Annotated in this window: 18 protein-coding genes; 3 read left to right on the forward strand and 15 right to left on the reverse strand. The window is 67.1% G+C overall.

The annotated features are described in order from the left end of the window. Positions 1-178: 178 nt before the first annotated feature. The 4 genes from AC1DKQ_RS14350 to AC1DKQ_RS14365 all read right to left on the reverse strand — a co-directional run bounded on the left by AC1DKQ_RS14350 (position 179) and on the right by AC1DKQ_RS14365 (position 4,036). Complete coding sequence (locus tag AC1DKQ_RS14350) at positions 179-559, reverse strand: nuclear transport factor 2 family protein (protein WP_377988472.1); 381 nt, start codon at positions 557-559, stop codon at positions 179-181. A 155-nt stretch (positions 560-714) separates the two neighbouring features. Next, positions 715-1,887 (reverse strand): glycosyltransferase family 4 protein, encoded by a 1,173-nt coding sequence (locus tag AC1DKQ_RS14355; RefSeq protein ID WP_476919359.1) that lies wholly within the window; start codon positions 1,885-1,887, stop codon positions 715-717. Between the two features lie 405 nt (positions 1,888-2,292). Further along, positions 2,293-2,532, reverse strand: a complete 240-nt coding sequence (locus AC1DKQ_RS14360; RefSeq protein ID WP_476919360.1) for a hypothetical protein — start codon at positions 2,530-2,532, stop codon at positions 2,293-2,295. Between the two features lie 67 nt (positions 2,533-2,599). Then, positions 2,600-4,036 carry a flotillin family protein gene (locus AC1DKQ_RS14365; RefSeq protein ID WP_476883831.1) on the reverse strand — a complete coding sequence of 479 codons (1,437 nt, stop codon included), beginning with the start codon at positions 4,034-4,036 and terminating at the stop codon, positions 2,600-2,602. A gap of 303 nt (positions 4,037-4,339) precedes the next feature. Here AC1DKQ_RS14365 and AC1DKQ_RS14370 point away from each other — a divergent pair, with 303 nt between their 5' ends. Then, positions 4,340-5,827 carry a phenylacetate--CoA ligase family protein gene (locus AC1DKQ_RS14370; protein ID WP_476919361.1) on the forward strand — a complete coding sequence of 496 codons (1,488 nt, stop codon included), beginning with the start codon at positions 4,340-4,342 and terminating at the stop codon, positions 5,825-5,827. Between the two features lie 16 nt (positions 5,828-5,843). Here the strand turns inward: AC1DKQ_RS14370 and AC1DKQ_RS14375 are convergent, their stop codons facing one another. From AC1DKQ_RS14375 to AC1DKQ_RS14420, 10 genes are all read right to left on the reverse strand, one after another. After that, a complete protein-coding gene (locus tag AC1DKQ_RS14375) occupies positions 5,844-6,830 on the reverse strand; it encodes an HNH endonuclease (protein WP_476883829.1) in 987 nt (328 codons plus the stop codon). Between the two features lie 41 nt (positions 6,831-6,871). After that, on the reverse strand, positions 6,872-8,083 hold the full coding sequence (locus tag AC1DKQ_RS14380) for a serine hydrolase domain-containing protein (RefSeq protein ID WP_476883828.1): 1,212 nt from the start codon (positions 8,081-8,083) through the stop codon (positions 6,872-6,874). A gap of 124 nt (positions 8,084-8,207) precedes the next feature. Then, positions 8,208-8,537 carry a ferredoxin gene (fdxA, locus tag AC1DKQ_RS14385; RefSeq protein ID WP_476883827.1) on the reverse strand — a complete coding sequence of 110 codons (330 nt, stop codon included), beginning with the start codon at positions 8,535-8,537 and terminating at the stop codon, positions 8,208-8,210. 6 nt (positions 8,538-8,543) lie between these two features. After that, a complete protein-coding gene (locus AC1DKQ_RS14390; RefSeq protein ID WP_476883826.1) occupies positions 8,544-10,037 on the reverse strand; it encodes an aldehyde dehydrogenase family protein in 1,494 nt (497 codons plus the stop codon). Between the two features lie 56 nt (positions 10,038-10,093). Continuing rightward, complete coding sequence (locus AC1DKQ_RS14395) at positions 10,094-10,882, reverse strand: SDR family oxidoreductase (protein WP_476883825.1); 789 nt, start codon at positions 10,880-10,882, stop codon at positions 10,094-10,096. After that, positions 10,882-11,814: a dihydrodipicolinate synthase family protein gene (locus AC1DKQ_RS14400; RefSeq protein WP_476919362.1), complete on the reverse strand. Its 933-nt coding sequence runs from the start codon at positions 11,812-11,814 to the stop codon at positions 10,882-10,884. Before AC1DKQ_RS14400 ends, AC1DKQ_RS14395 begins: the two co-directional genes overlap by 1 nt. Positions 11,815-11,888: 74 nt before the next feature. Continuing rightward, positions 11,889-12,707 carry an enoyl-CoA hydratase-related protein gene (locus AC1DKQ_RS14405; protein ID WP_476919363.1) on the reverse strand — a complete coding sequence of 273 codons (819 nt, stop codon included), beginning with the start codon at positions 12,705-12,707 and terminating at the stop codon, positions 11,889-11,891. Then, positions 12,704-13,975: a CaiB/BaiF CoA transferase family protein gene (locus AC1DKQ_RS14410; protein WP_476919364.1), complete on the reverse strand. Its 1,272-nt coding sequence runs from the start codon at positions 13,973-13,975 to the stop codon at positions 12,704-12,706. The genes AC1DKQ_RS14405 and AC1DKQ_RS14410 overlap by 4 nt, the downstream gene beginning before the upstream one ends. Continuing rightward, positions 13,972-15,354 carry an FAD-dependent oxidoreductase gene (locus tag AC1DKQ_RS14415; RefSeq protein WP_476883821.1) on the reverse strand — a complete coding sequence of 461 codons (1,383 nt, stop codon included), beginning with the start codon at positions 15,352-15,354 and terminating at the stop codon, positions 13,972-13,974. Before AC1DKQ_RS14415 ends, AC1DKQ_RS14410 begins: the two co-directional genes overlap by 4 nt. A gap of 215 nt (positions 15,355-15,569) precedes the next feature. Then, a complete protein-coding gene (locus tag AC1DKQ_RS14420) occupies positions 15,570-16,178 on the reverse strand; it encodes a helix-turn-helix domain-containing protein (RefSeq protein ID WP_476883820.1) in 609 nt (202 codons plus the stop codon). 692 nt (positions 16,179-16,870) lie between these two features. On the opposite strand from AC1DKQ_RS14420, the gene AC1DKQ_RS14425 reads away from it, so the two are divergent. Both AC1DKQ_RS14425 and AC1DKQ_RS14430 read left to right on the forward strand, forming a co-directional pair. Then, the gene (locus AC1DKQ_RS14425; protein ID WP_476883819.1) at positions 16,871-18,175 is read left to right on the forward strand and encodes an MFS transporter; all 1,305 of its coding nucleotides are present in this window, start codon (positions 16,871-16,873) and stop codon (positions 18,173-18,175) included. A 144-nt stretch (positions 18,176-18,319) separates the two neighbouring features. Continuing rightward, complete coding sequence (locus tag AC1DKQ_RS14430) at positions 18,320-18,775, forward strand: cytidine/deoxycytidylate deaminase family protein (RefSeq protein WP_476919365.1); 456 nt, start codon at positions 18,320-18,322, stop codon at positions 18,773-18,775. Between the two features lie 246 nt (positions 18,776-19,021). On the opposite strand, the gene AC1DKQ_RS14435 is transcribed toward AC1DKQ_RS14430, so the two are convergent. After that, complete coding sequence (locus tag AC1DKQ_RS14435) at positions 19,022-19,441, reverse strand: DUF4383 domain-containing protein (protein ID WP_476919366.1); 420 nt, start codon at positions 19,439-19,441, stop codon at positions 19,022-19,024. Positions 19,442-19,500: the final 59 nt, after the last annotated feature.

Raw genomic sequence — 19,500 nt, forward strand, 5'->3', positions numbered from 1 at the left:
GCAATCTGCGCCAGCGGCGCTTCGCCCTTGCGGGCCACATCAATAACATCCTGGCGGAACTCCGCCCCATAAGCCGTGGGCATGGTCAACATCCTTCCACGAGCACAAGCTCGCTAGGTCAAGGAGTCAACAAAACCGGGGGCAGTCCCTAGCGACGTCTGACCTGACCCGGTTCTGTCTAGATTTTTTCAACCCATTGGGCACGCCACTGTGGTGCGTCGAATGCCTCGCTCCAGTAGGCTGTCTCCTTGGCGATTTTGCCCTCGCGAAATTCAAAGATGAACACCGTTTCGTACTGTGGGCCGCCGTAATCCAACAACGCCTCGGCGACGACCAGGTCCCCGCCACTGGTCAGCCGGCGCGGGGTGATGGTTGGCAGTTGTGGGAAGGCGTTGTAGATTCCCCTCCGATTCTCGGCACCGCGCACGAGTTCTCCGGATTGTGGCCAGTGCATGACCGCGTCGTCATGAAACAACTCGTCCATGACCGCAACCTGACGGTCATTGATACAAGCGATCAGCCGGTTGACTACCTTCTCGTTCGCATTCGTTTCATCCACAGTCTTGACCTGATTTCTGGGGGAGCGTCTGCTTCTGCATTGGGCTCGTGTCTGGAGGGGCGGATGCGGCCCCTGTATGTCGTCTTCATGGTCGGAGGATCAGCCGTTGGCGGCCAGTGCCCTAAGTCCCCCCCGTTGCACTATCACTTTGGTGCTTAAAACCCGGGTTTGGCCGCTCTAAGCGATAGGGCAACGAGGGGGGAGCGGGAAACCGCGGGCTCGCGGATCACGGCCTCGTAGTGGCCCACGAGTTCGGCCCCGAGGACGGACCAAGTCCGGCCTTGGACCGAGGCGTGTGCGGCGGCGGCGAACGCGCGGCGTTTGGCGTCGTCGCCCATCAGGTCCGTCACCCGGGCGCGGAGCGCGGCGAGGTCGCCGGGTTCGTACAGCCAGCCCGTCCGCGAATTCTCCACCAGGTCCAGCGGGCCGCCACGGCCTGTGGCCACCACTGGCACACCGGACGCCATGGCCTCCTGGATGGTCTGGCAGAAGGTCTCGAATTCGCCGGGATGGACGAAGAGATCGAAGGAAGCCACGGCACGGGCGAGGTCATCACCGCCGAGGAACCCGGTGAAGACCGCCTGCGGCAGGGCAGCTTCCAGAGCGGCCCGCTGCGGCCCGTCACCGACGATCACCAGCCGGGTCCCGGGCACATCCGCCAGCGCCGCCAGATCCTGCACCTGCTTCTCGGCCGCCAGCCGGCCGACGTAGCCGATGAGGCGCTCGCCGCCGGGGGCCACGGTAGCCCGCCAGCCGGCGTCGCGCTTCGCGGGGTTGAACCGCTGGGTGTCCACGCCGCGCCGCCACATGTCCACGCGCGGAATGCCGCGGCCGCGGAGCTGGTTGAACGCGAAGGTGGAGGGGACCAGGGTGCGCGAGGCCAGCAGGTGGATCTGGTCCACCCGGTTCCAGGCCCAGTTTTCGAGGAACGGGACCCCGTAGCGGCCCGCGTAGCCGGGCACCTCGGTCTGGTAGATCGCCACCGTGGGGATGCCGAGCTGGCGGGCGGCCTGCGCTGCCCGCCAGCCGAGCACGAACGGGGACGCGAGGTGAACGACGTCGGGCGCGTAGTCGGCAAGGATGCGCTTGACCCGATACACACCGCCCATCGCCACGCGGACGTTCGCATAGCCGGCCAGCGGGACCGAGGGAAGCCGGTGGACGTGGGCGCCATAGACCTCGTCCGGGACCTCCGTGGCCTGCGTGGACGGCGCGATCACCAGCACCTCGTCCCCGCGCTCCTGCAGATGCTCCAGCACGCGCAGGATGGAGTGGGTAACCCCGTTCATGAGCGGCAGGAATGATTCGGCGACGATTGCGATCCTCACCCCTCCACGGTGCGGGGGGCGGTTTGCGGTGCGGGGGAGCGGGCGTGGCCGGCGGGGGAAGAGTGGGTTAACAGGTAGGCGCGGTCAGGACGGAGCTATCCAGAGGAAGACGGTGCGCGGAGGGGGCAGGGTGCGCACTGTCGGAAACCGCCAACGGGCGCAGCTGATTGCGGCCATGCGTTCACGGCGCAAACCCGAACGAAGCAGCGGTGCCGGACGGCATGACGAAAGACGAGCTATAGCGGATCGGGCCAGTTGCCGACCGGGAAGAGAGTACGGGTGGCAGAAACCATTAATACCCTCACAGCCGGGCAGCCACGCAGACGCTTATTGCCTTCCATCAGAAATACCTCCAGAGGCTACGGAACTTCAGAATACGCCCGCCGCCTCCCGGCGTCCAGAGTGTCATTCGGCCTTGAGGACATCCGGAAGCTCGTCCACAAACACGGTCTGCGGCGGTTCAAAATAGATCACCAGGACCTGCTCGCCCACGGCGAAGACGCTGCTCTTGTCGAACGGGTGAGCATGGAACGCGCTGGTGCCACCGCGGACGGGCAGCATGACCTCGCCGATTGTGCCCGGGCCGATCCGACCCGTGACCCGCCCAATCTTTCCGGTCAAGCTCCGGTCAACATCCTTGTGCATCACAATCCCCGTACATCGATTCCCCTACGCCTCAGAATCCCGGTGATTTGCCCCCGCATAGCGACCGCTACGCCCCCGGAGCCTTGATATCCCGTTTGGCGGCCTCCCGGCTGTTCTTGAGCGCGCCGGAGAGTGCCGGGAGGTAGTCGCCCACCTGTGCCAAAATCCCGCCGATCATCTGGTTGACCCCTTCGCCGCCGTTGAGGACGGTCATCTGGCCGACATGTCCAAACGGCTCGGCGGCCGCCGCAACGATCGCCGGCATGTTCTCAGCCAGCTGCTGGGAGATGACGGCGTCCTGGTTGGTTCCGAGGGCTTCGGCACGGGCCTTGATGCCTTCCGCCTCGGCCAGTGCCTTGGCCTTGATGGCGGAGGCGGCGGCATCGCCGCGGGCCTTCGTAGCGGCAGCCTCGGCCTCGCCGGTGACCTTGGTGGCACCGGCCGCCGCAGCCGCCGCCGTCGCGTTCGCCTGCGCCTGCACCTCGGTCCGCCGGGCGTTGGCCTGGGCCTCGAGCTCGGTGCGCCGTGCCAATGCCTCGGCCGCGCTGATGTCCGCGGACTTCTGGCCCTCGGCATCGGTGCGCTTGGCATAGGCCCTCGCGTCCGCGGGCTTGCGGACGGTGGTCTGCAGCTTCTGTTCCTCCCGGTCGGCCTCCAGCTTTGCCACCTCGGTTTCCTGGACTACCACCTGCTGACGCGCCGTCGCATCCGCCAGCGGGCCGGCCTGGGCCGCGTTCGCCTTGGCGCGCTCGGCATTGGCCTGCGCCACGGACTGCCGGATCGCGGACACGCTCCGGGCGTCGGCAATCAAGGCCTCGGCCTCCGCTTCCTTTTCCGCGGCCTCGCGGTTCCGGGTGGCCTCCGCGATGCGGGCCTCCATCTTGACCATGGCGATGTGCGGCTTGGCGATGTTCTGGATGTAGCCCGTGGGGTCCTGGAGGTCCTTGATCTGCAGCGAGTCGACCACCAGGCCCAGCTTCTCCATTTCGACGCCGCTGGCGCTGCGGACCTGGGAGGCCAGCTTGTCGCGCTCGCGAATGATTTCCTCGACCGTCATGCTGCCGATGATCGAGCGCAGGTGGCCTTCGAAGACGTTGTACACCTGGCTTTCCATCTTCGGTTGCTGGCCCAGGAACCGCCGCGCGGCGTTGGCAATAAACGGCGGGGCATCCCCGATCTTGTAGATGACCACGCCGTCGACAATCACCTGGATGCCCTGGGAGGTCACGCAGGAGACCTTGAGCTCGGTTTCATTCAGCGTCAGGGACAGCGGCCGCACTGTTTGCAGGCCGGGGAGCACCAGGGCCCCCTTGCCCGTGACGATCTTGAAATCCATCCCCTCCCGGGTATCCAGGGTGCCGCGCGTCAGCCCGGAGATGATGAGGGCCTCGTTCGGCTCCGCCACCTTCCACATCAGTTTTGTCGCCACCCAGATGACGCCGACGACGGCGACCGCCCCCAGAATGATCGAAATGAGCGGATACAAAAATGACAAGTCCGGCATAACCAGGTCCTTTCACGGCGGTGGAAAAAGGTGTTAGGCAAAGCCCCAAACGATGCTGCTGGTAGTCCCCGGCCGGCCCGGTGGCAGGAATTCTCACGCCGCCCAGCCAGCTGTTGTACACAGTCTGTGGTGCTACCTGCCAGTTAGTCCAGCAATTCGGCGGTGTCCGGGCATTCGCGCAGGTCCATCCGGTGCCTAAAGCCCCTGTTGGGCCAGCCGAAGCCGTGCCAGCGTGGGAGAGGGTGCGTCTCGAGGGCCGGCGCCGTGAAGGGGTGATGGGTGATGCGCGGCTCTCCTCTCGGGATGACACGGATGACCGGGATCGCGTGGGACATCTGGCGGGCCGGCCGGGCAAGCCCGGACGCGATCGCCCGCCGGCAACGGGACCGGCTCGGCACGCTGGTTGAATGCGCGCGGTCCTCCTCGCCCTACTACCGCAGGCTGTACCGGGACGTTCCGGAGACGGTCACCGATCTGGCGGCGAATCTGGGGGAGCTGCCTCCGGTGGGCAAACGTGAGCTCATGGAGAACTTCGATGACTGGATGACCGACCCCCACATCACCCTCGCCGGACTGAAGAAATACCTCGTCGGCGACGCCTCACGCATCGGCGGCCTCTACCGCGGGCAGTACCTCGTGATGACGACGTCGGGGTCCACCGGGGAACCCGCGGTCCTGGTCCACGACCGGACCTCGCTGCAGGTGGCGAACCTCCTCGGCCCGATCCGTGAACGGCGGACCCTGATGACGGCTGCGGAGGCCCGGGCTTTCCTCCGGCGGGGGCTGCGGGCCGCGGCACTGATCGCGGACGGGGACCACTTTGCCGGCGTCGTGCTGACCGAAGCCGCGCGCCGGCGCAGCGCCCGCATCGGCCGCCGGGTCCGCGTGTTCTCCGTGCTCCGGCCGCTCCCGGACCTCGTGGCGGACCTCAACGACTTCCAGCCGACCGTGCTCTACGGCTATCCGAGCGCCTTCCTGCAACTGGCCAGCGAACAGAAATCGGGACGCCTCAACATCCGTCCCGTCCTTGCGGTCGCGTCCGGGGAGGGCCTGGCAGCCCCTGCCGGGGCAGACATCGAGGCCGCCCTCGGCTGCCGCGTCACCGTGCGGTACCTTGCTTCGGAGGCGCTCGCCCTGACCAGCCGCTGCCGGCAGGGGCTGCTGCATGTCAATGCTGACTGGAACATTGTGGAGCCGGTGGACGACGCCTTCCGGCCAGTCCCGGCCGGGGAACTCTCACACACGGTGCTGGTCACCAACTTGGCCAACCGGGTCCAGCCACTGATCCGCTACAACCTCGGCGACCGGGTGCAGCTGGATGCCGGCCCGTGCACCTGCGGGAGTCCCTTTCCGACGCTGCGGGTGGAAGGCCGCAGCGGGGACGTGCTGAGCTTCGCCGCCGGGGCGGCGCTGGACAGGGAAGCGTTGGACGGGGCAGTGCTAGACCGAAAGACAGGGCCGGACGGGGCAAGGCCGGACGGTGGTGTTCTCGACCAGCAGTCAGCGTTGGACGGAAAAGTAGTCACGGTGCTGCCTTTGGCGCTGGGCACGGTGATCGAGGAGACTGCCGGCGTCCGCCGGTTCCAGGCGATCCGCACCGGGCCGCGGTCGCTCACCGTGCGGCTCGAGTTCGGGCCGGATGCCGTGCCGGCTGACGTGCAGGCGGCGGTGGGGAAGCGCCTGGGTGCGTTCTTCGCGGCCCAGGGCGCAGACGGCGTCGAAGTCCGGTTTGCCGGGGAGCCGCCCCGGCCGGACGGCAGCGGCAAGTTCCGGCAGGTGTGGTCCGCCTGAGAGCGTTCACTGCCGTCTACTGCTGGTTGAGGATCCGCCGGGCGTCCTGCTGGGCCTGGAGCTCTCTCTGGGTCAGGGCCTGCCCGGTCAGGTAGCCGGCGGAGGCCATGGCCCGGCGCAGCTCCGCGACCGTGCGCGGCGTGGTCACCCCGAGGTGTGCCATGGCATGGCAGTTGGCGCAGAGCGGCACGAGGTCCGTGACGGGATCAAGTTCGTAGCTGCCGCCCAGTTGGGACACCGGGACCAGGTGGTGGACCGGGATGAAGTCCTTGCCGATGTCCCCGTACGCGATTTCAAAGGAGAACCCGCACACCGCGCAGCTGGTCCCGTGATGGGCGATGCAGGCCCGGCACGCGTCCGCACTGTGCTCGTACCGGTTCACCTCGACCCGGATGACGGCCGCGGCGGGGACGGTGCCGGGCACGGGCTGGGTGGGGTCGGCCCCTGGTGGCGGGCCAAACTCTCGCCAGAGTCTGCGCAGGAGGGGCTCGAGGGACGGTTCGATGGCAAGTGCTGGGCCGGGCAGCGCTTCCCAGTCGATGCCGGGCACAGTCTCTTGGAGGACCGCGGGCTGGATCTGGTCCCCGGCGGGCAGGAGGCCGTCGAAGGCCACACGGATGCAGAGCAGGGACCCGGCCGTTGCGGCGCTCGCGGTGTCCGGTGCCTGGAGGCGGGGAGCCGGCCGCTCCGAGACGATGACACCGTGGCCGATCAGGCCGCGCCCGTGGCGGCCCTGGAGCACCAGCCACGCGTCCGCGCCGGAGACGGCGGCGTCAGCCAGGTTGTCGGCGTCCGAGAGGCTGCCGACCGCGCCGGAGACGGCGGCGTCAGCCACGTTGTCGGCATCCGCCAGACCGCCCACCGCGCCGGAGGCGGCGGCGCCCGCCAGACCGACCTCCCAGCTGGCCAGGAACCGGCCGGATTCGGCGACCTCCTCCAGCACTGCCGGATAGGTCCAATCGTTCCATTCGTCCGGGTTCCAGACGAGGATGATGGCTGTCATCTGCCCATTGTCGCAGTGTCTGCAGCGACCGGCCGCGGCCGTTACCCCGGACTTCCTGCCGCGTTGTTGAGCGGCCCTGTCGGCCCGGTCTGGCACGTGGCGTTGAGGGTGTCCTCCGCGACGGATTCCATCTGGTGCAGGATGCGGGTGCCACCGGGCTGGAGCGGTTCCGGGGGATAGGCCACGGCCATGGTGAGCTGCCGGGTTCCGTCCGCGCTGGTCATGGCGATGGTGCCGTAGCCGGGCACGTCGCCGGGATGGCCGTAGTAGAAATCGTTCGTGCAGAGGTCGTTCCAGCGGACCACCCCGAGTCCATACCTGGCGTAGAGCGGGCTCTCCATTTGCGTGATCGTGTCCGGCTTGAGCAGCCGGTTCTGCAGCAGTGCGCGGTAGAACGTATTCACATCCGCCACGGAGGACACCATGCCGCCGGCGGCGTTGTCGATCTGCGCGGCCGGATAGGTGACGTCGAGTTGGTTGCGGCCCAGCGCGATGTAGCCGTGGACCATCGACGACGGCGGAGGCCCGGCCGCGGTCATCAAAGTTTCGCTCAGGCCCAGCGGCTGGATGATGTCGGTGCTGATCACCTCGCCGATCCGCCGGCCGCTCAGGTGCTCGACGATCAGCGCCAGGGCAATGTAGTTCGAGTTGGAGTACTCAAATCCTTGGGCCAGCTTCGCCTGCCACGAGATCCGTCCCGCCATGGCCAGCAGGTCCGCCAGGCTCACCTTGGTGGTCAGGGCTTGCCGCACCGTGGCCGGATCGAACAACGGCCCGTCCACGGAGGGCATGCCAGAGCGGTGCTGCAGCAGCTGGCGGACGGTGACAGGTCCCGGCGGGTGCATCACCTTGTTGAAATCCGGCAGATACCTGCTGACCGGCGCGTCGAGCTCCAGCTTGCCTTCCTCTGCCAGTTTGAGCACGCAGACCGCCACCATGGACTTGGTGATGCCGCCGACGTGCACAGGGTCCGTGATCTCGGCCCGGGATGGGCTGGCCAGGTTTCGAACACCGTAGGCCGCGGACCACACGTCGCCGCCCACGCGGAGCTGGATGAGCACGGCAGGGGCGCCGTCGCCGAGCATTCTCCTGCTGAACTCGTCGAGCATGGTCCGGTAGCCGGGATCGGGCGAGACCGGCTGCACCGGCGGGTGCGGTCCGGGACTGCACCCGCCCAGGGCCGCAGTCAGAGCGACGGCAAGGATCGCGGCTGTGAGCCGGCGGAACGATGCTCGAGTCCAGGCCACCGTCATGATGGTCCTTCTTGCAGGTCGGGTTTGTAGTCGGCGTAGGAGGACGCCCCTGGCCGGGCACCGTCCTGACCCTTGTGATGCTCCTCAGACAGGCGGCAGCCGACTAGAGCCATAAGTCATAGGCTCAGCCTACGGCGCCGGCCGTCACGGGCGCGTCCGCCACCATCGGGTGGTCGCGGTGCAGGTTCCCGAGGGCTGAGGCGCCTTGCGGCGACCCCAGCTCCTCGAAGAACTCCACGTTGGCGCGCACGTAATCGGCCCACTCGTCCGGGACATCGTCGGAGTAGTAGATCGCCTCCACCGGGCACACGGGATCGCACGCGCCGCAGTCCACACACTCGGACGGGTGGATGTAAAGCAAGCGTTCACCCTCGTAAATGCAGTCCACCGGGCATTCGTCGATGCAGGCCTTGTCCTTCACATCCACGCAGGGCTGGGCGATCACGTACGTCATGGCAGGTTACACACCCGTGTAGACGGTCTTGCCCCAGGTGAAGAAGTCCAGCGCGGACTTCCCCTGTTCGCGGAACGTGTTGGTGGAGGAGTCCTTGACGCCGCCGAACGGCACATTCAGGTCCAGCCCCGCCGTCGGGCGGTTGACCTTGATGACCCCGGCCTGGGCGCGGGCGGCGAAGTCCGTGGAGAACGCCAGGGAGTCGGTGCAGATGCCGGCGGTGAGGCCGTAGCGGGAATCGTTGATCGCGGCGAGCCCGGCTTCATAGTCCGGGACCTCGAGGACGGCCACCACGGGTCCGAAGATCTCTTCGGTCACGGCGGCGTCGTCGAACGGCAGGTCGGTGAGGATGGCGGCCGGGAAGAGGAAGCCGGCGTCCGTGCCGCCGTCGTGCTCACCGTGCAGCAGCGTGGCGCCGCGCTCGACGGCGGTGCGCACCGCGGCCTGGTTCTGTTCGAACTGCTGGCTGCTCACGACGGCGCCCATCTTTGCGCCCTCGAGCCCGTCACCGGCGGTGTACTGCGCGGCTTCCGCGGTGAGGGCCTCAAGGAACGAAGTACGGATTCCCGGCGTGACGTAGACGCGGGACGTGGCGGTGCAGGCCTGGCCGGTGAGGCCGAACGCGCCGGCCGCCACCACCTGGGCCGCCTTGCGCGGATCGGCGTCGTCCAGGACCAGCACGCCGTTCTTGCCGCCCATTTCCAGCTGGACCCGGGCGCGGCGGGCGTTCAGGATTTCCTGCAGCCCGAGCCCCACGTTGGTGGAGCCGGTGAAGGACAGCCCGGCGATCCGGGGATCGCGGGCCAGGGCGTCGCCCACCACGCGGCCCTTGCCGTGGACCACGTTGAACACGCCGGCGGGCAGGCCGGCGTCCTGCAAGGCGCGGGCCAGGTGCGTGGCGGAGAGCGGGGTGAGCTCGGCCGGCTTGATGACCACGGTGTTGCCGCTGATCAGCGCCGGGGCGGCCTTCCAGGCGGGGATGGCGATGGGGAAGTTCCACGGCGTGATGAGCCCGACGACGCCGAGCGGCTCGCGCCGGGTGGTGATGGTGGTGTCCGGCAGGCCGCTGGGCAGCACCTCGCCGGTGGCGGCCCAGCCGAGGGAACCGAAGAAGCGGAGCACGTCGGAGGCGCGCTTGACCTCGCCCTTGGCCTCGGCCAGGGTCTTGCCCTCTTCACGGACGAGGTCCTCGGCGATGGCAGCCTGGCGGTCCAGGAGCAGGTTTCCGGCGGCCATCAGGATGGCGCCGCGGGCCGGAGCGGGCAGGGCTGCCCAGGCCGGCTGCGCAGACTTGGCGGCGGTGATGGCGGCGTCGACGTCGGCTGCGGTGCCGCCGGGGGAGAGGGCTGCGAGCTCGCCCGGGCGGGCCGGGTTCATCCGTTCGGTGTCCGCCCCGCCGATCCATTCGCCGTTGATGAGATGCCGGGCGGTGATGAGGTCCCGCCCGGTGGCGGTTCCGGTGCCGGTGTCAGTTGAGGTGTCTGATGCTGTGGAAGTCATGGTGTTCCTTCGGGGGAGTCGGAGCAGGGTGAGTGGTGAGTGTCCAGGGCCAGCGGTTAGAGCCCGCGGATGAGGCCGCCGTCGCAGCGCAGTGCCACGCCGGTGATGTAGGAGGCCGGGGCGCTGCAGAGAAACGCCGCGGCGGCGCCGAATTCCTCGGGTTCGCCGTAGCGGCGGGCGGGGATGGTCTTGCGGGATTCGAGCTGGATGTCCTCGGGCGTGGTGCCGCGCCGCTTGGCGGCGGCCTGGTCCAGTTCCGCGACCCGGTCCGTGGCGATGCGTCCGGGCAGGAGCATGTTGACCGTGACGGCGTCCAGGGCCACCTCGGCGGCGAGGGTCTTGAGGTAAGCGGCCAGTGCCGCGCGGCCGGTGTTGGAGACGGCCAAGTTGGGCAGCGGCGCCACGACGCCGCTGGAACCGACGGCCAGGATCCGTCCCCAGCGCCGTTCCCGCATGCCCGGAAGGATGTGCGAGACCAGGGCGTGGTGGGGTTTGACCAGTTGTTCGAATGCCGCGGCAATGTCGTCGGCGCCGAGCGTGGCGGCCGCGCCGGGCTTCGGTCCGGGGCCGTTGAGGACCAGGATGTCGATGGGGCCGAGTTCCGCCACTGTCTGTTCGACGGCGGCACCCACGCCTTCCGCGGTGCTCAGGTCTGCCTCGATGGCGACGGCGCCCGGGCCGTAGGCGTCCGTCAGCTCGGCGACGATCTCCTTGGCGCGCACCTCGCGGCGGCCGGTGATGGCCACCCGGACGCCTTCGGCCGCGAGGGCCCGGGCGATGGCGAGGCCGAGCCCGCCGGTGGAGGCGGCCACGAAGGCGGTCTTCCCGCTGATTCCGAGATCCATTAGTTCCTCCCCGCCGTGCTGAGGGCGGCGGCCGGATGCAGGCCAAGGGCCTCGGCGGCCTCGGCCAGATGCGTGCGCAAGCCAGTCCGGAGACCCTCCGGGAAGGCCGCGGCCGGGGCCCGGACGCCGGCGTCGGCAATCAGTCCGCGCTGGTGCAGGCATTCCTTGCGGACCGCCAGCGCGATTTTGGCCTGCTGTTCGAAGTTGATCAGCGGAAGGTACGGAAGCAAGGCATCGCGGGCGGCCTCGTAACCGTCCTTCTGCCATGCCCGCACGCAGGCGATGAGAGCTTCCGGGTAGGAGAACCCGGTCATCGCCCCGGCGGCGCCGGCCATGAGCTCGTCCAGGAGTCCCTGGCCACCGAGGCCGCCGAACACGGAGACGTCCAGGGCTGCGGTGAGGTGTGCGATCGCGACGGACGTGGGCGGGGCCTCGGCCTTGACCGCGGTGACGAAGCTGCAAGCCTGCACCACGGAGATCAGTGCCTCGGTGCTGATGCTGACGCCGCTGGCCAGGGGGTAGTCCTGCAGCACCACGTTGGCGCCGGTGGAGTGGTGAATGGCGTTCAGGTGCGCGGTGACCACGCCGGGGTTGGCGGAGTTGGCCTGCACCATGACGGCAGCCAGGCGGTCCCCGGTGGCAGCCTGGATGGAACGGATCTCATCCACGGCTGTGCCGGTGTAGAGGGAGGTCACTCCCACCACGAGGGGCAGGCGCGTTTCCTCCACGACCACTTCCAGGACCAGGCTGCGTTCGGCCGCGGTGAGGGCCGCGGCCTCGCCGAACACGCCCAGGACCGTGAGGCCGGTGGCGCCGATCGACTCGTAATAGCCCACGAGTCGGGCCAGGCTGTCCGTGTCGACTTCCAGGGCGCTGCCCTGGAAGGGTGTGGCGACGACGCCCCACACGCCGGGTGTCAGTGACTCCCGCATAGGTTTCTCCTTCTAAGCTCTTGTTGTTCTTCGAGCGGCTGAATATCGGGCGGTGGAGGCTAGCGGCTGTCGCTTTAATGTCCAGGCCAGAGCGGCGGGCGCTTTTCCTGGAAGGCGCGGACGCCCTCGGCGGAGTCCTCGCTGTCCAGCGCCGCCATGAGGGCCGGGAGCCGGAGCCCGCGGGCCTCGGTGGCGGTCAGGTGCGCGGTCTGCGTGACCATCTGCTTGACCGCCCGGACGGAGGTGGGGGCGCAGGCGAGGATCTGGTCCAGCCAGCGCTGCACCGCGGCGTCGAGCTCATCCGCGGGGACCACCTCATTGACCAGGCCCATGGACTGCATCTCTGCGGCCTCGGTCTTCCGCCCGGTGACGAGCATGCCCATCGCCTGGGTGTACGGGATCCGGCGCACCAGCTGGTGGATGCCGCCGTCCAGCGCCAGGCGCCCGACGCGCGGTTCCGTCAGCCCGAAGCGTGCGGTGTCCGCGGCGATCACGATGTCCGCGCCGAGCACGATCTCCATGCCGCCGCCGAGCGCGTAGCCGTTGACCCGGGCAATCACCGGGATGTCCAGCGTGGTGCGCAGGCTGAGCCCACCGAAGCCGTTGGGGTCCAGGCCCGCCCAGTACTCGAGGCCGGTCTTGTCCACGGCGGAGGCGGACATGTCCGCGCCGACGCAGAATGCCCGGGTTCCGGCGCCCGTGATGACCACGGCCCGGACGTCGGGATCGGCTTCGAGCTGGTCCCAGATTTCGTTGAGCCGGGCCTGCGCGGAACCGTCGACGGCGTTGAGCACGTGCTGGCGGTCGATCACCACCGTGGCCACGTGGTTCTCGATGGTCAGGGTGACCTGGTCCACTGTCTGCTCTACTGTCTGCTCTACTGTGGCGGTCATCGGAGGACCCCCAGCTGCTGCAGGCGCTCGATGGTCTCGGCGTCGAACCCGTTCTCCAGCAGCACCTCCACGTTGTGTTCGCCGAGCCGCGGGGCCGCGCGGCGGATGGTGGGAGGGGTGGCGGAGAGCCGGATGGGCGCGTTGAGCATTTTCACGGTGCCGACGCCGGGGTGTTCTGCCTCGACGATCATGCCGTTGGCGTGCGTCTGCGCATCGGCCAGGGTCTGCTCCAGGGTGTGCACGGGGGCGTTGAGCAGTCCCTTGTCCTCCAGCTGGCCGGTCCAGTATTCGGTGGTGTTGGTGGCGATGCGCTCGCGGAAGATCGCCTGCAGCGCCGGCTTGTTCTCGAACTGCTGCTCCAGGTTGGCGAACTCGGGCCGCAGCGTGAGGTCCTCGTCCAGGCCCAGCGCCTCGGAGATCCTGGCCAGCGGGTCCGGGGTGAAGCCGCCCACCATGCAGACGGCGCCGTCGGTGGTTTCAAAGACGCCGCTGAGCGGCATGGCTCCCCAGTTGACCTCGTAGCCGCGGTTGAGCTGCATGCACGCCTCCTGCATCTGCAGGTGGAGCATGGAGTCGTACATGGTCACCTCCACCTTCTGCCCGACGCCGGAGCCCTCCCGGGTGCGCAGCGCCAGCAGGATGCCCTGCATGAGGTGCATGCCGGTGATGTAGTCGCACAGCGTGGTGGGGTAGATAGTCGGCTTCACGTCGTCCGATTCGCGGCGCCACATGACGCCGGAGTAGGCCTGGGCGATCGCGTCCTGGCCGCCCTTGTGTGAGTAGGGGCCTTCCGGGCCGAAACCGGTGCCGGAGGCCCAGATGATGCCCGGGTTCTGCTCCTTGAGGTCCTCGTAGCCGAAGCCCATCCGCTCCATCACGCCGGAGCGGAAGTTGCTGACCACCACGTCCGCGTCGGACAGCAGCCGGCGGAGCACGGCCTTGCCGTCGTCGGTGCGGGTGTCCACGGAGATGCTGCGCTTGTTCCGGTTGATGGACAGGAAGATCGGGTTGTCCTGGCCGTCCTTGTCCGGGAACGAGTTGCGGGAGATGTCCCCGGCGCCCGGGCGTTCCACCTTGATGATGTCCGCGCCGTAGTCGCCCAGCAGTTGGGTGCAGGACGGGCCCATGAACACCTGGGTGAAGTCCACGATCTTGATGCCGTCTAGGGGGAGCGGCGTGCCGGCAGCAACGGGCGCGGCGGCGGGGGCCGCCGTCGTGCCTTCTGCTGTTGAGTCTCCGGTGAAGAGTTCGTCGATGACGGTGCTCATGCCCCCACCACCGCGTCCACGTCAAGGGTGGCGTTCGACGACGGGACGTCGCCCGGGTCTGCGCCGTGCCGGCGCATGCCCTGCTGGATGTCCAGCGCGGAGACGTTGCGGACCAGGGTGCCGTTTTCGATGGCGAGTGCGGCGGCGACGCCGACGGCCTGGCCCATCGCCATGCAGGGCGGGATCTCGCGGGACATCTTCTGCGCCTCGGGTGTGGCGGAGTAGTGCCGGCCGGCGACCAGCAGCTGGTCCACTTCCTTGGGCAGCAGCGAGCGGAACGGGTAGTAGTAGTCGCGGCCGCGGGCCACGGTGTCGGCGAAGTGGCGGCGGGAAGTGACGTCGTCCTTGGTCATGACGTATTCGCCTTCCAGCAGCCGGGTCTGGCGGACGCCCATCTGGGACGCGACATCGAGCATGTAGCAGTTCTCGAAGCCGGGCAGGTTGGCGCGCACGTAGTCCACGGCCTCGGTGATGCGGTCCCGTGCGGCGAACTCGGCGGCGGTCATGTCCGCCGGGTCGACGCCGTCGAACCCGGTCATGTGCGGTGCGTTGCACCAGACCACGCCGTCGATGGGGGTCTTGAGCCACCACAGTTCCCAGGCGCCGCCGAGGAGGCGCTTGATCTTGCGGTTGATGGCGCGGGCTTCCTTCGGGTTGGCCTGTTCGAAGGCTTCCGCGGCGTTGGTGTCGACGTTGCCGAGGCGGAAGACCAGCGTGGTGAGGTAGCTGTCCTTGACGTAGCTGGCGCCGGCCCGGGAGGCGACGTCGATGTCGCCCGTGGTGTCGATGACGATGTCGGCCATGAAGGCCTGCGGGCCGGACTTGGTCTCGCAGATGACGCCCTTCATGACGCCGTTGTCCACGATGGGGCGGGAGAACCAGGAGTGCAGGCGGAGGTTGACGCCGGCCTCGCGGACGAGGTCGTTGGAGACGCGCTTCCAGCCGTCGGGGTCGAAGGCGGCGGCGTAGCAGACCGGCTTCGGGGTGGTGTGCGAGTGGAAGTCGAAGGTGCCGTAGCGGCCCCACTTGTTCCACAGTTCCTCGGAGGTCTTGCGGTCACCGGCCGGGGGGACGATCGCCAGGCCCAGCTTCTGGAGGCGCTCGACGTACTCGGAGACGATGCCCGTGACGGTGATTTCCTGGCCGTTGATCATGTCATCCAGGACGAGCACCATGCCGCCGGAGGCGAGGCCGCCGAGGGAGGAGTAGCGTTCCAGCAGCGTGACTGAGGTACCCGAGCGGGCCGCGGTGACGGCGGCGGCCACACCTGCGGGGCCACCGCCCACCACGAGGACGTCGGAGCGGGAGATGACGGGAGCGGTGAGGTCCGCTGTGGTGGTGCTGAGTTCCAGCGACGACGTGGCTGTAGACGGGTTCATGGGGATCCTAACTATTCCGGCGAAGTGCCGTTGGGAGGGCGGCCGGTGACGTAGAAGACGGTGCTCAGGAGGGGATCGCGGCGGCGTTGACCGCGAAATCGACCCGGCGGAGGGTATGACGCAGCGCGGCCCGTTGCGGACCTGGCTGCAGGGTATGGAAAAGGTTCCGGGGGACGTATCCGGACCGGACGGCGACGGCGGCTAGAGCCGGCCGATCACCACGCGTGAGGTGCGTTAACCCAGATCGCTACGCAGACCTCTTCGTAGCTGTTTTTGTACCAGTGAGGCGTTTCCGAAGAGAAGGTGATCGAATCGCCTTCCTCCAGGGTGTAGCACTCGCCGTCCAGGAAGATGTCTTTCCGGCCGGAGAGAATGATGCCGAATTCCTCGCCGCTGTGCCGGAAAGGGGTGGCACTGGTGTCGTGGCCTGGCGGACTCACGATCCATTGGGCCTCCAGCGCACCGTTGAGGTCCGGGGTGAGCAGCTCGTAGACCGCTTCACCCACGGACTTCTTGGTGACGCCTTTGAGGTTTCTCCGCTCGCCCTTGCGGACCACGGGGGACTTGGTTTCTTCCTGCCCGAGGAAGAACTTCCCTACGGGGATGTCCAGGCCGTGGGCCAACTGTGCCAAGGTGGTGAAGGACGGATTGGCCAGGCCGCGTTCGATCTGGCTTACGATCGCCGGGCTGAGGCCGGTGATTTCCGAGAGCTTGGCAAGGGTCATTCCTTTGTCTTTGCGCATGTTGCGTACCTTGTTGCCTACGGTGGCAAGGAGGACGCTTGTGCCGGCTGGGGAAGATCCCGTGACGCTTTCGGTAGCCATGGTCCGACTTTCTCTTGGTGAGCTAACACACATAACTATAGTGAAAACTTTTAGCGAATCAATGGTTTTCGTAAATTACTTTACGGTTTCCACATTTGATCCGGGCTGTCCGGGTTGAGGCCAGGCGCGGCTTGAGGCCGCCTCGCGCCCCGTTCGGGCCGGAATTGCGCGGGTTTCACGTTCCGTCCGGGCCGGGCTCTCGATGCGCCTCCCTTCGGCTTGGCGGCATCGTGCGAGGTGAGGCCGTTTTTTCCATAGAACCATTGACTCTGTGAAGATCTTCAATATAGTTGTGTGAGCCGCACCACTAAGGGTTCGAAGCTTAGCGAACAGGGATGGGGGCGCAGCCACCTTCTGGCGGAAGGTGCGCCCGGCCCGCGTTCGTGGTCGTTCCCTTGTACTGATGCAGTGGTATCTGCCAAGCCATCCGCAGACCTGATGTTGCCCGGTAAACTCGAGGCGCGTTCCTTAGCGATCCGTCCCCTGTTTCCGAGCTGGATGGCCCGTTGCATTCAATCGCTACGAAGAGGCACGCGTAGCTATCTGGGCTAACTCACCTCCCATGTGGTGAACCGGTCCCGCCCTGCGGACCAAGCCAAACGATAGTTTCGATCACTGCCGGCCCCAACAGGGCGTCCGCCGGTGATCCGTACCCTCCCGCGCCCCGAAGGCGAGGGGGAAGGAAAAGTATCATGACTGACACTGCCGTCAAGATTGACCTAGAGAGCGGCCGGAAGTCCCGGCTCTCGCCGGAAGTACGCCGCGGGCTGCTGGGCCTCGGACTGGGAAACACCCTGGAATGGTACGACTGGATGGTCTTTGGCCTTCTGTCGGCTTTCATCGGGCCAAAGTTCTTCCCGTCGCAGGACCCCGTCGCGGCAACGCTGAGCGCGCTGGCAGTCTTCGCCGTCGGCTTCGCATTCCGTCCGCTGGGCGGAATCCTGCTCGGTACCCTGGCCGACCGGATCGGACGGCGCCGGGTCATGCTTTGGTCCATCATGATGATGGCCGGCACCACCCTGATCATTGCCCTCTGCCCCACTTACGACCAGATCGGTGCCGCCGCCGGCGTCATTCTCCTGGTCTGCCGCATCATCCAGGGCATCTCCACGGGTGTTGAAGCCCCGCTGTCCACCGCCCACGCGGTCGAACTCGTCCCCGAGGGCCGCGAAGGCTTTGTCGCCGGCATCATCTCCTTCTACGTCAACGCGGGCATCCTGCTCGCCTCACTTGTCAGCTGGCTGTCATCCCTGATGCTCGGCGCAGCCGTCATGGCCGACTGGGGCTGGCGTGTGCCGTTCGTCGTCGGCGCGGCCTTCGGCTTTGTGGTGGTCTACCTTCGCCGGACCCTTCCGGAAACCATGAAGCCCGAGGAGCTGGCGGACAACTCCACGAAGATGGTCTGGGGCGGGGTGCGCAAGCACTGGCTCAGCGTGCTGGCCATCACGTTCGTCGTCGGAGCGGCGCAGGCCTACAACTACGCGTGGAACACCGGCCTCCCGACGGCTGCCCGCACCGGCTTCAAAGAAGACGCGACCGCTGTCTTTGCACTGACCACCGTGCTGGGCGTCGTGCTGGTGGTCGGAAGCCTCATCATCAGCAAGGTTGCCGATGGCAAGTCGATTTCGAAGTGGTTCCTGATCACCCGTGCGCTGTCCATCCCGTCGGTCTTCCTGATGCTGATGTACGTCAAGCCCGGCATCGCCGGCTTCGCTGCCGTGCTCCTCGGCGGCTCGGTGGTGCTGGTCCTGAACATGACCCTGTACAACGTGGTCAGCAGTTCCCTCATGCCGAAGAATTGCCGCGGCGCCGGAACTGCGCTCGGATACGGCCTGGGCGTGGCGCTCTTCGGCGGCACGGCCTCCTACCTCCTGGTGTGGCTGCAGTCCCTGAACGCATCCTGGATCTTCCCGGTCTACGTGGCCGTGCTCTCGGCGCTCAGCATTGTTTTCTACCTGCTGGCCCGGCAGAAGAACGGCATCTTCATCGGCAGGTAATCACTGCAGGTAAGAACGTTTCAGTAAGAACCTGCCGGCCTGCCGGTAAGAACGCGCCGGTAACAACGTCAGGACAGTTTGAACGGAAAGTGGGAACCCCCAATGGACGCGAGTCGCCCGGACGGAAGAGGCGCGGAGGCAAAAGTGATCTCCTTTGACCTCAGCGCGTCAGACGTGGAGCTTTACGAGGCAGCGCGTGGGCTGTTGCTGACTGCCCACCACAGCGAGAACCACCGGGTGGCCGCGGCCATGCGCGGTGGGTCCGGGGCCATCTACCTCGGACTGCACATTGGCGCAAAGCGCATCAATGTGTGCGCCGAATCCAGCGCCCTCGCCAATGCCCGCATGGCGCAGGAGGCATCAATCCACTCCGTGGTGGCCGTCAGCATGGACGGGCAGGGACAACCCCAGGTCACGAACCCGTGTGGCCTCTGCCGGGAACTGCTGCGTTCCTACGGAACCGAAACCTCCGTCCTGGTCGATGCCGAGGGCGAAGTGGGGAAGGTCCGGATCAAGGAACTGCTGCCATTTCCCTGGATGCGCGCCACGGAAACGGAGTGGGACACCCTTCCGCCCCGCGTGGAGGACAGCACCACCTAGCACGTCAGCCCAACTGGCTCGCAGCAGGGGCCGTTTTGAACCCTCAGGACGGCCCCTGCTGCCAGTCAGTTGGGCGCATGTCGTACGCGGAAACCTTGCCGCCGCCGTCGTTGTCCGGACGCCGTGCCCAAGCAGAAACCGGGCACACAGGAAGCTGGTGCAGCCGCCGCGTTTCCGCTAAACCACTGCACCAGCAGGTAGTACGAATTTTCTGAATACTATGAAACGTTACTCATTCGCGGCTCCCTATGTCCCGGGGGTTGATGACCGGGTCTCTACGTCTTCTTCAAGGTGCCTCGTCATCAGCCAGCCTGCGCCGGCCATTACTATGCCCATTACCATGAAGGCCCAATTGTCCATGGTGTTCAGCGACAGGAAGTTGGCCGCCGAATTCACGCCGACGATGAAACCGTAAATGCTAAGGACGATGTACAGCAGACCGGAGCCCATGAGGAAATTCCGGGCGCCCATGGCAGTCCGGGACATGGTCAGGCCGGTGGCGCCGATCGCGAGCTGAACGATGTTCAGCAACATCGACACCTGGAACAGGCCCAGGAACAGGGCCTTGGAATCAGGCCCGAAGAACCTCAGTTCGCTGTAGTTCGTAGTGATGCCGGGGATGAACCCCAAGATGCCCACGACGATCAGGACGATACCCACACCCATGCCAACGTTCTGTACATCTGTCCGACCGAAGTGAACGCCATGCGCATGGGGAGATGCAG

It is taken from the genome of Arthrobacter sp. 05L421 (genome assembly GCF_056397785.1).

What these genes read in the sequence shown, in the direction of transcription:
- AC1DKQ_RS14405 (WP_476919363.1), bottom strand. Translation starts at nt 12,707, where the DNA reads ATGACCGCCACAGTAGAGCAGACAGTAGAGCAGACAGTGGACCAGGTC.
- AC1DKQ_RS14395 (WP_476883825.1), bottom strand. Translation starts at nt 10,882, where the DNA reads ATGGATCTCGGAATCAGCGGGAAGACCGCCTTCGTGGCCGCCTCCACC.
- AC1DKQ_RS14425 (WP_476883819.1), top strand. Translation starts at nt 16,871, where the DNA reads ATGACTGACACTGCCGTCAAGATTGACCTAGAGAGCGGCCGGAAGTCC.
- AC1DKQ_RS14375 (WP_476883829.1), bottom strand. Translation starts at nt 6,830, where the DNA reads ATGACAGCCATCATCCTCGTCTGGAACCCGGACGAATGGAACGATTGG.
- AC1DKQ_RS14400 (WP_476919362.1), bottom strand. Translation starts at nt 11,814, where the DNA reads ATGCGGGAGTCACTGACACCCGGCGTGTGGGGCGTCGTCGCCACACCC.
- AC1DKQ_RS14380 (WP_476883828.1), bottom strand. Translation starts at nt 8,083, where the DNA reads ATGACGGTGGCCTGGACTCGAGCATCGTTCCGCCGGCTCACAGCCGCG.
- AC1DKQ_RS14360 (WP_476919360.1), bottom strand. Translation starts at nt 2,532, where the DNA reads ATGCACAAGGATGTTGACCGGAGCTTGACCGGAAAGATTGGGCGGGTC.
- fdxA (WP_476883827.1), bottom strand. Translation starts at nt 8,537, where the DNA reads ATGACGTACGTGATCGCCCAGCCCTGCGTGGATGTGAAGGACAAGGCC.
- AC1DKQ_RS14410 (WP_476919364.1), bottom strand. Translation starts at nt 13,975, where the DNA reads ATGAGCACCGTCATCGACGAACTCTTCACCGGAGACTCAACAGCAGAA.
- AC1DKQ_RS14435 (WP_476919366.1), bottom strand. Translation starts at nt 19,441, where the DNA reads ATGGGTGTGGGTATCGTCCTGATCGTCGTGGGCATCTTGGGGTTCATC.
- AC1DKQ_RS14415 (WP_476883821.1), bottom strand. Translation starts at nt 15,354, where the DNA reads ATGAACCCGTCTACAGCCACGTCGTCGCTGGAACTCAGCACCACCACA.
- AC1DKQ_RS14420 (WP_476883820.1), bottom strand. Translation starts at nt 16,178, where the DNA reads ATGGCTACCGAAAGCGTCACGGGATCTTCCCCAGCCGGCACAAGCGTC.
- AC1DKQ_RS14370 (WP_476919361.1), top strand. Translation starts at nt 4,340, where the DNA reads ATGACACGGATGACCGGGATCGCGTGGGACATCTGGCGGGCCGGCCGG.
- AC1DKQ_RS14365 (WP_476883831.1), bottom strand. Translation starts at nt 4,036, where the DNA reads ATGCCGGACTTGTCATTTTTGTATCCGCTCATTTCGATCATTCTGGGG.
- AC1DKQ_RS14390 (WP_476883826.1), bottom strand. Translation starts at nt 10,037, where the DNA reads ATGACTTCCACAGCATCAGACACCTCAACTGACACCGGCACCGGAACC.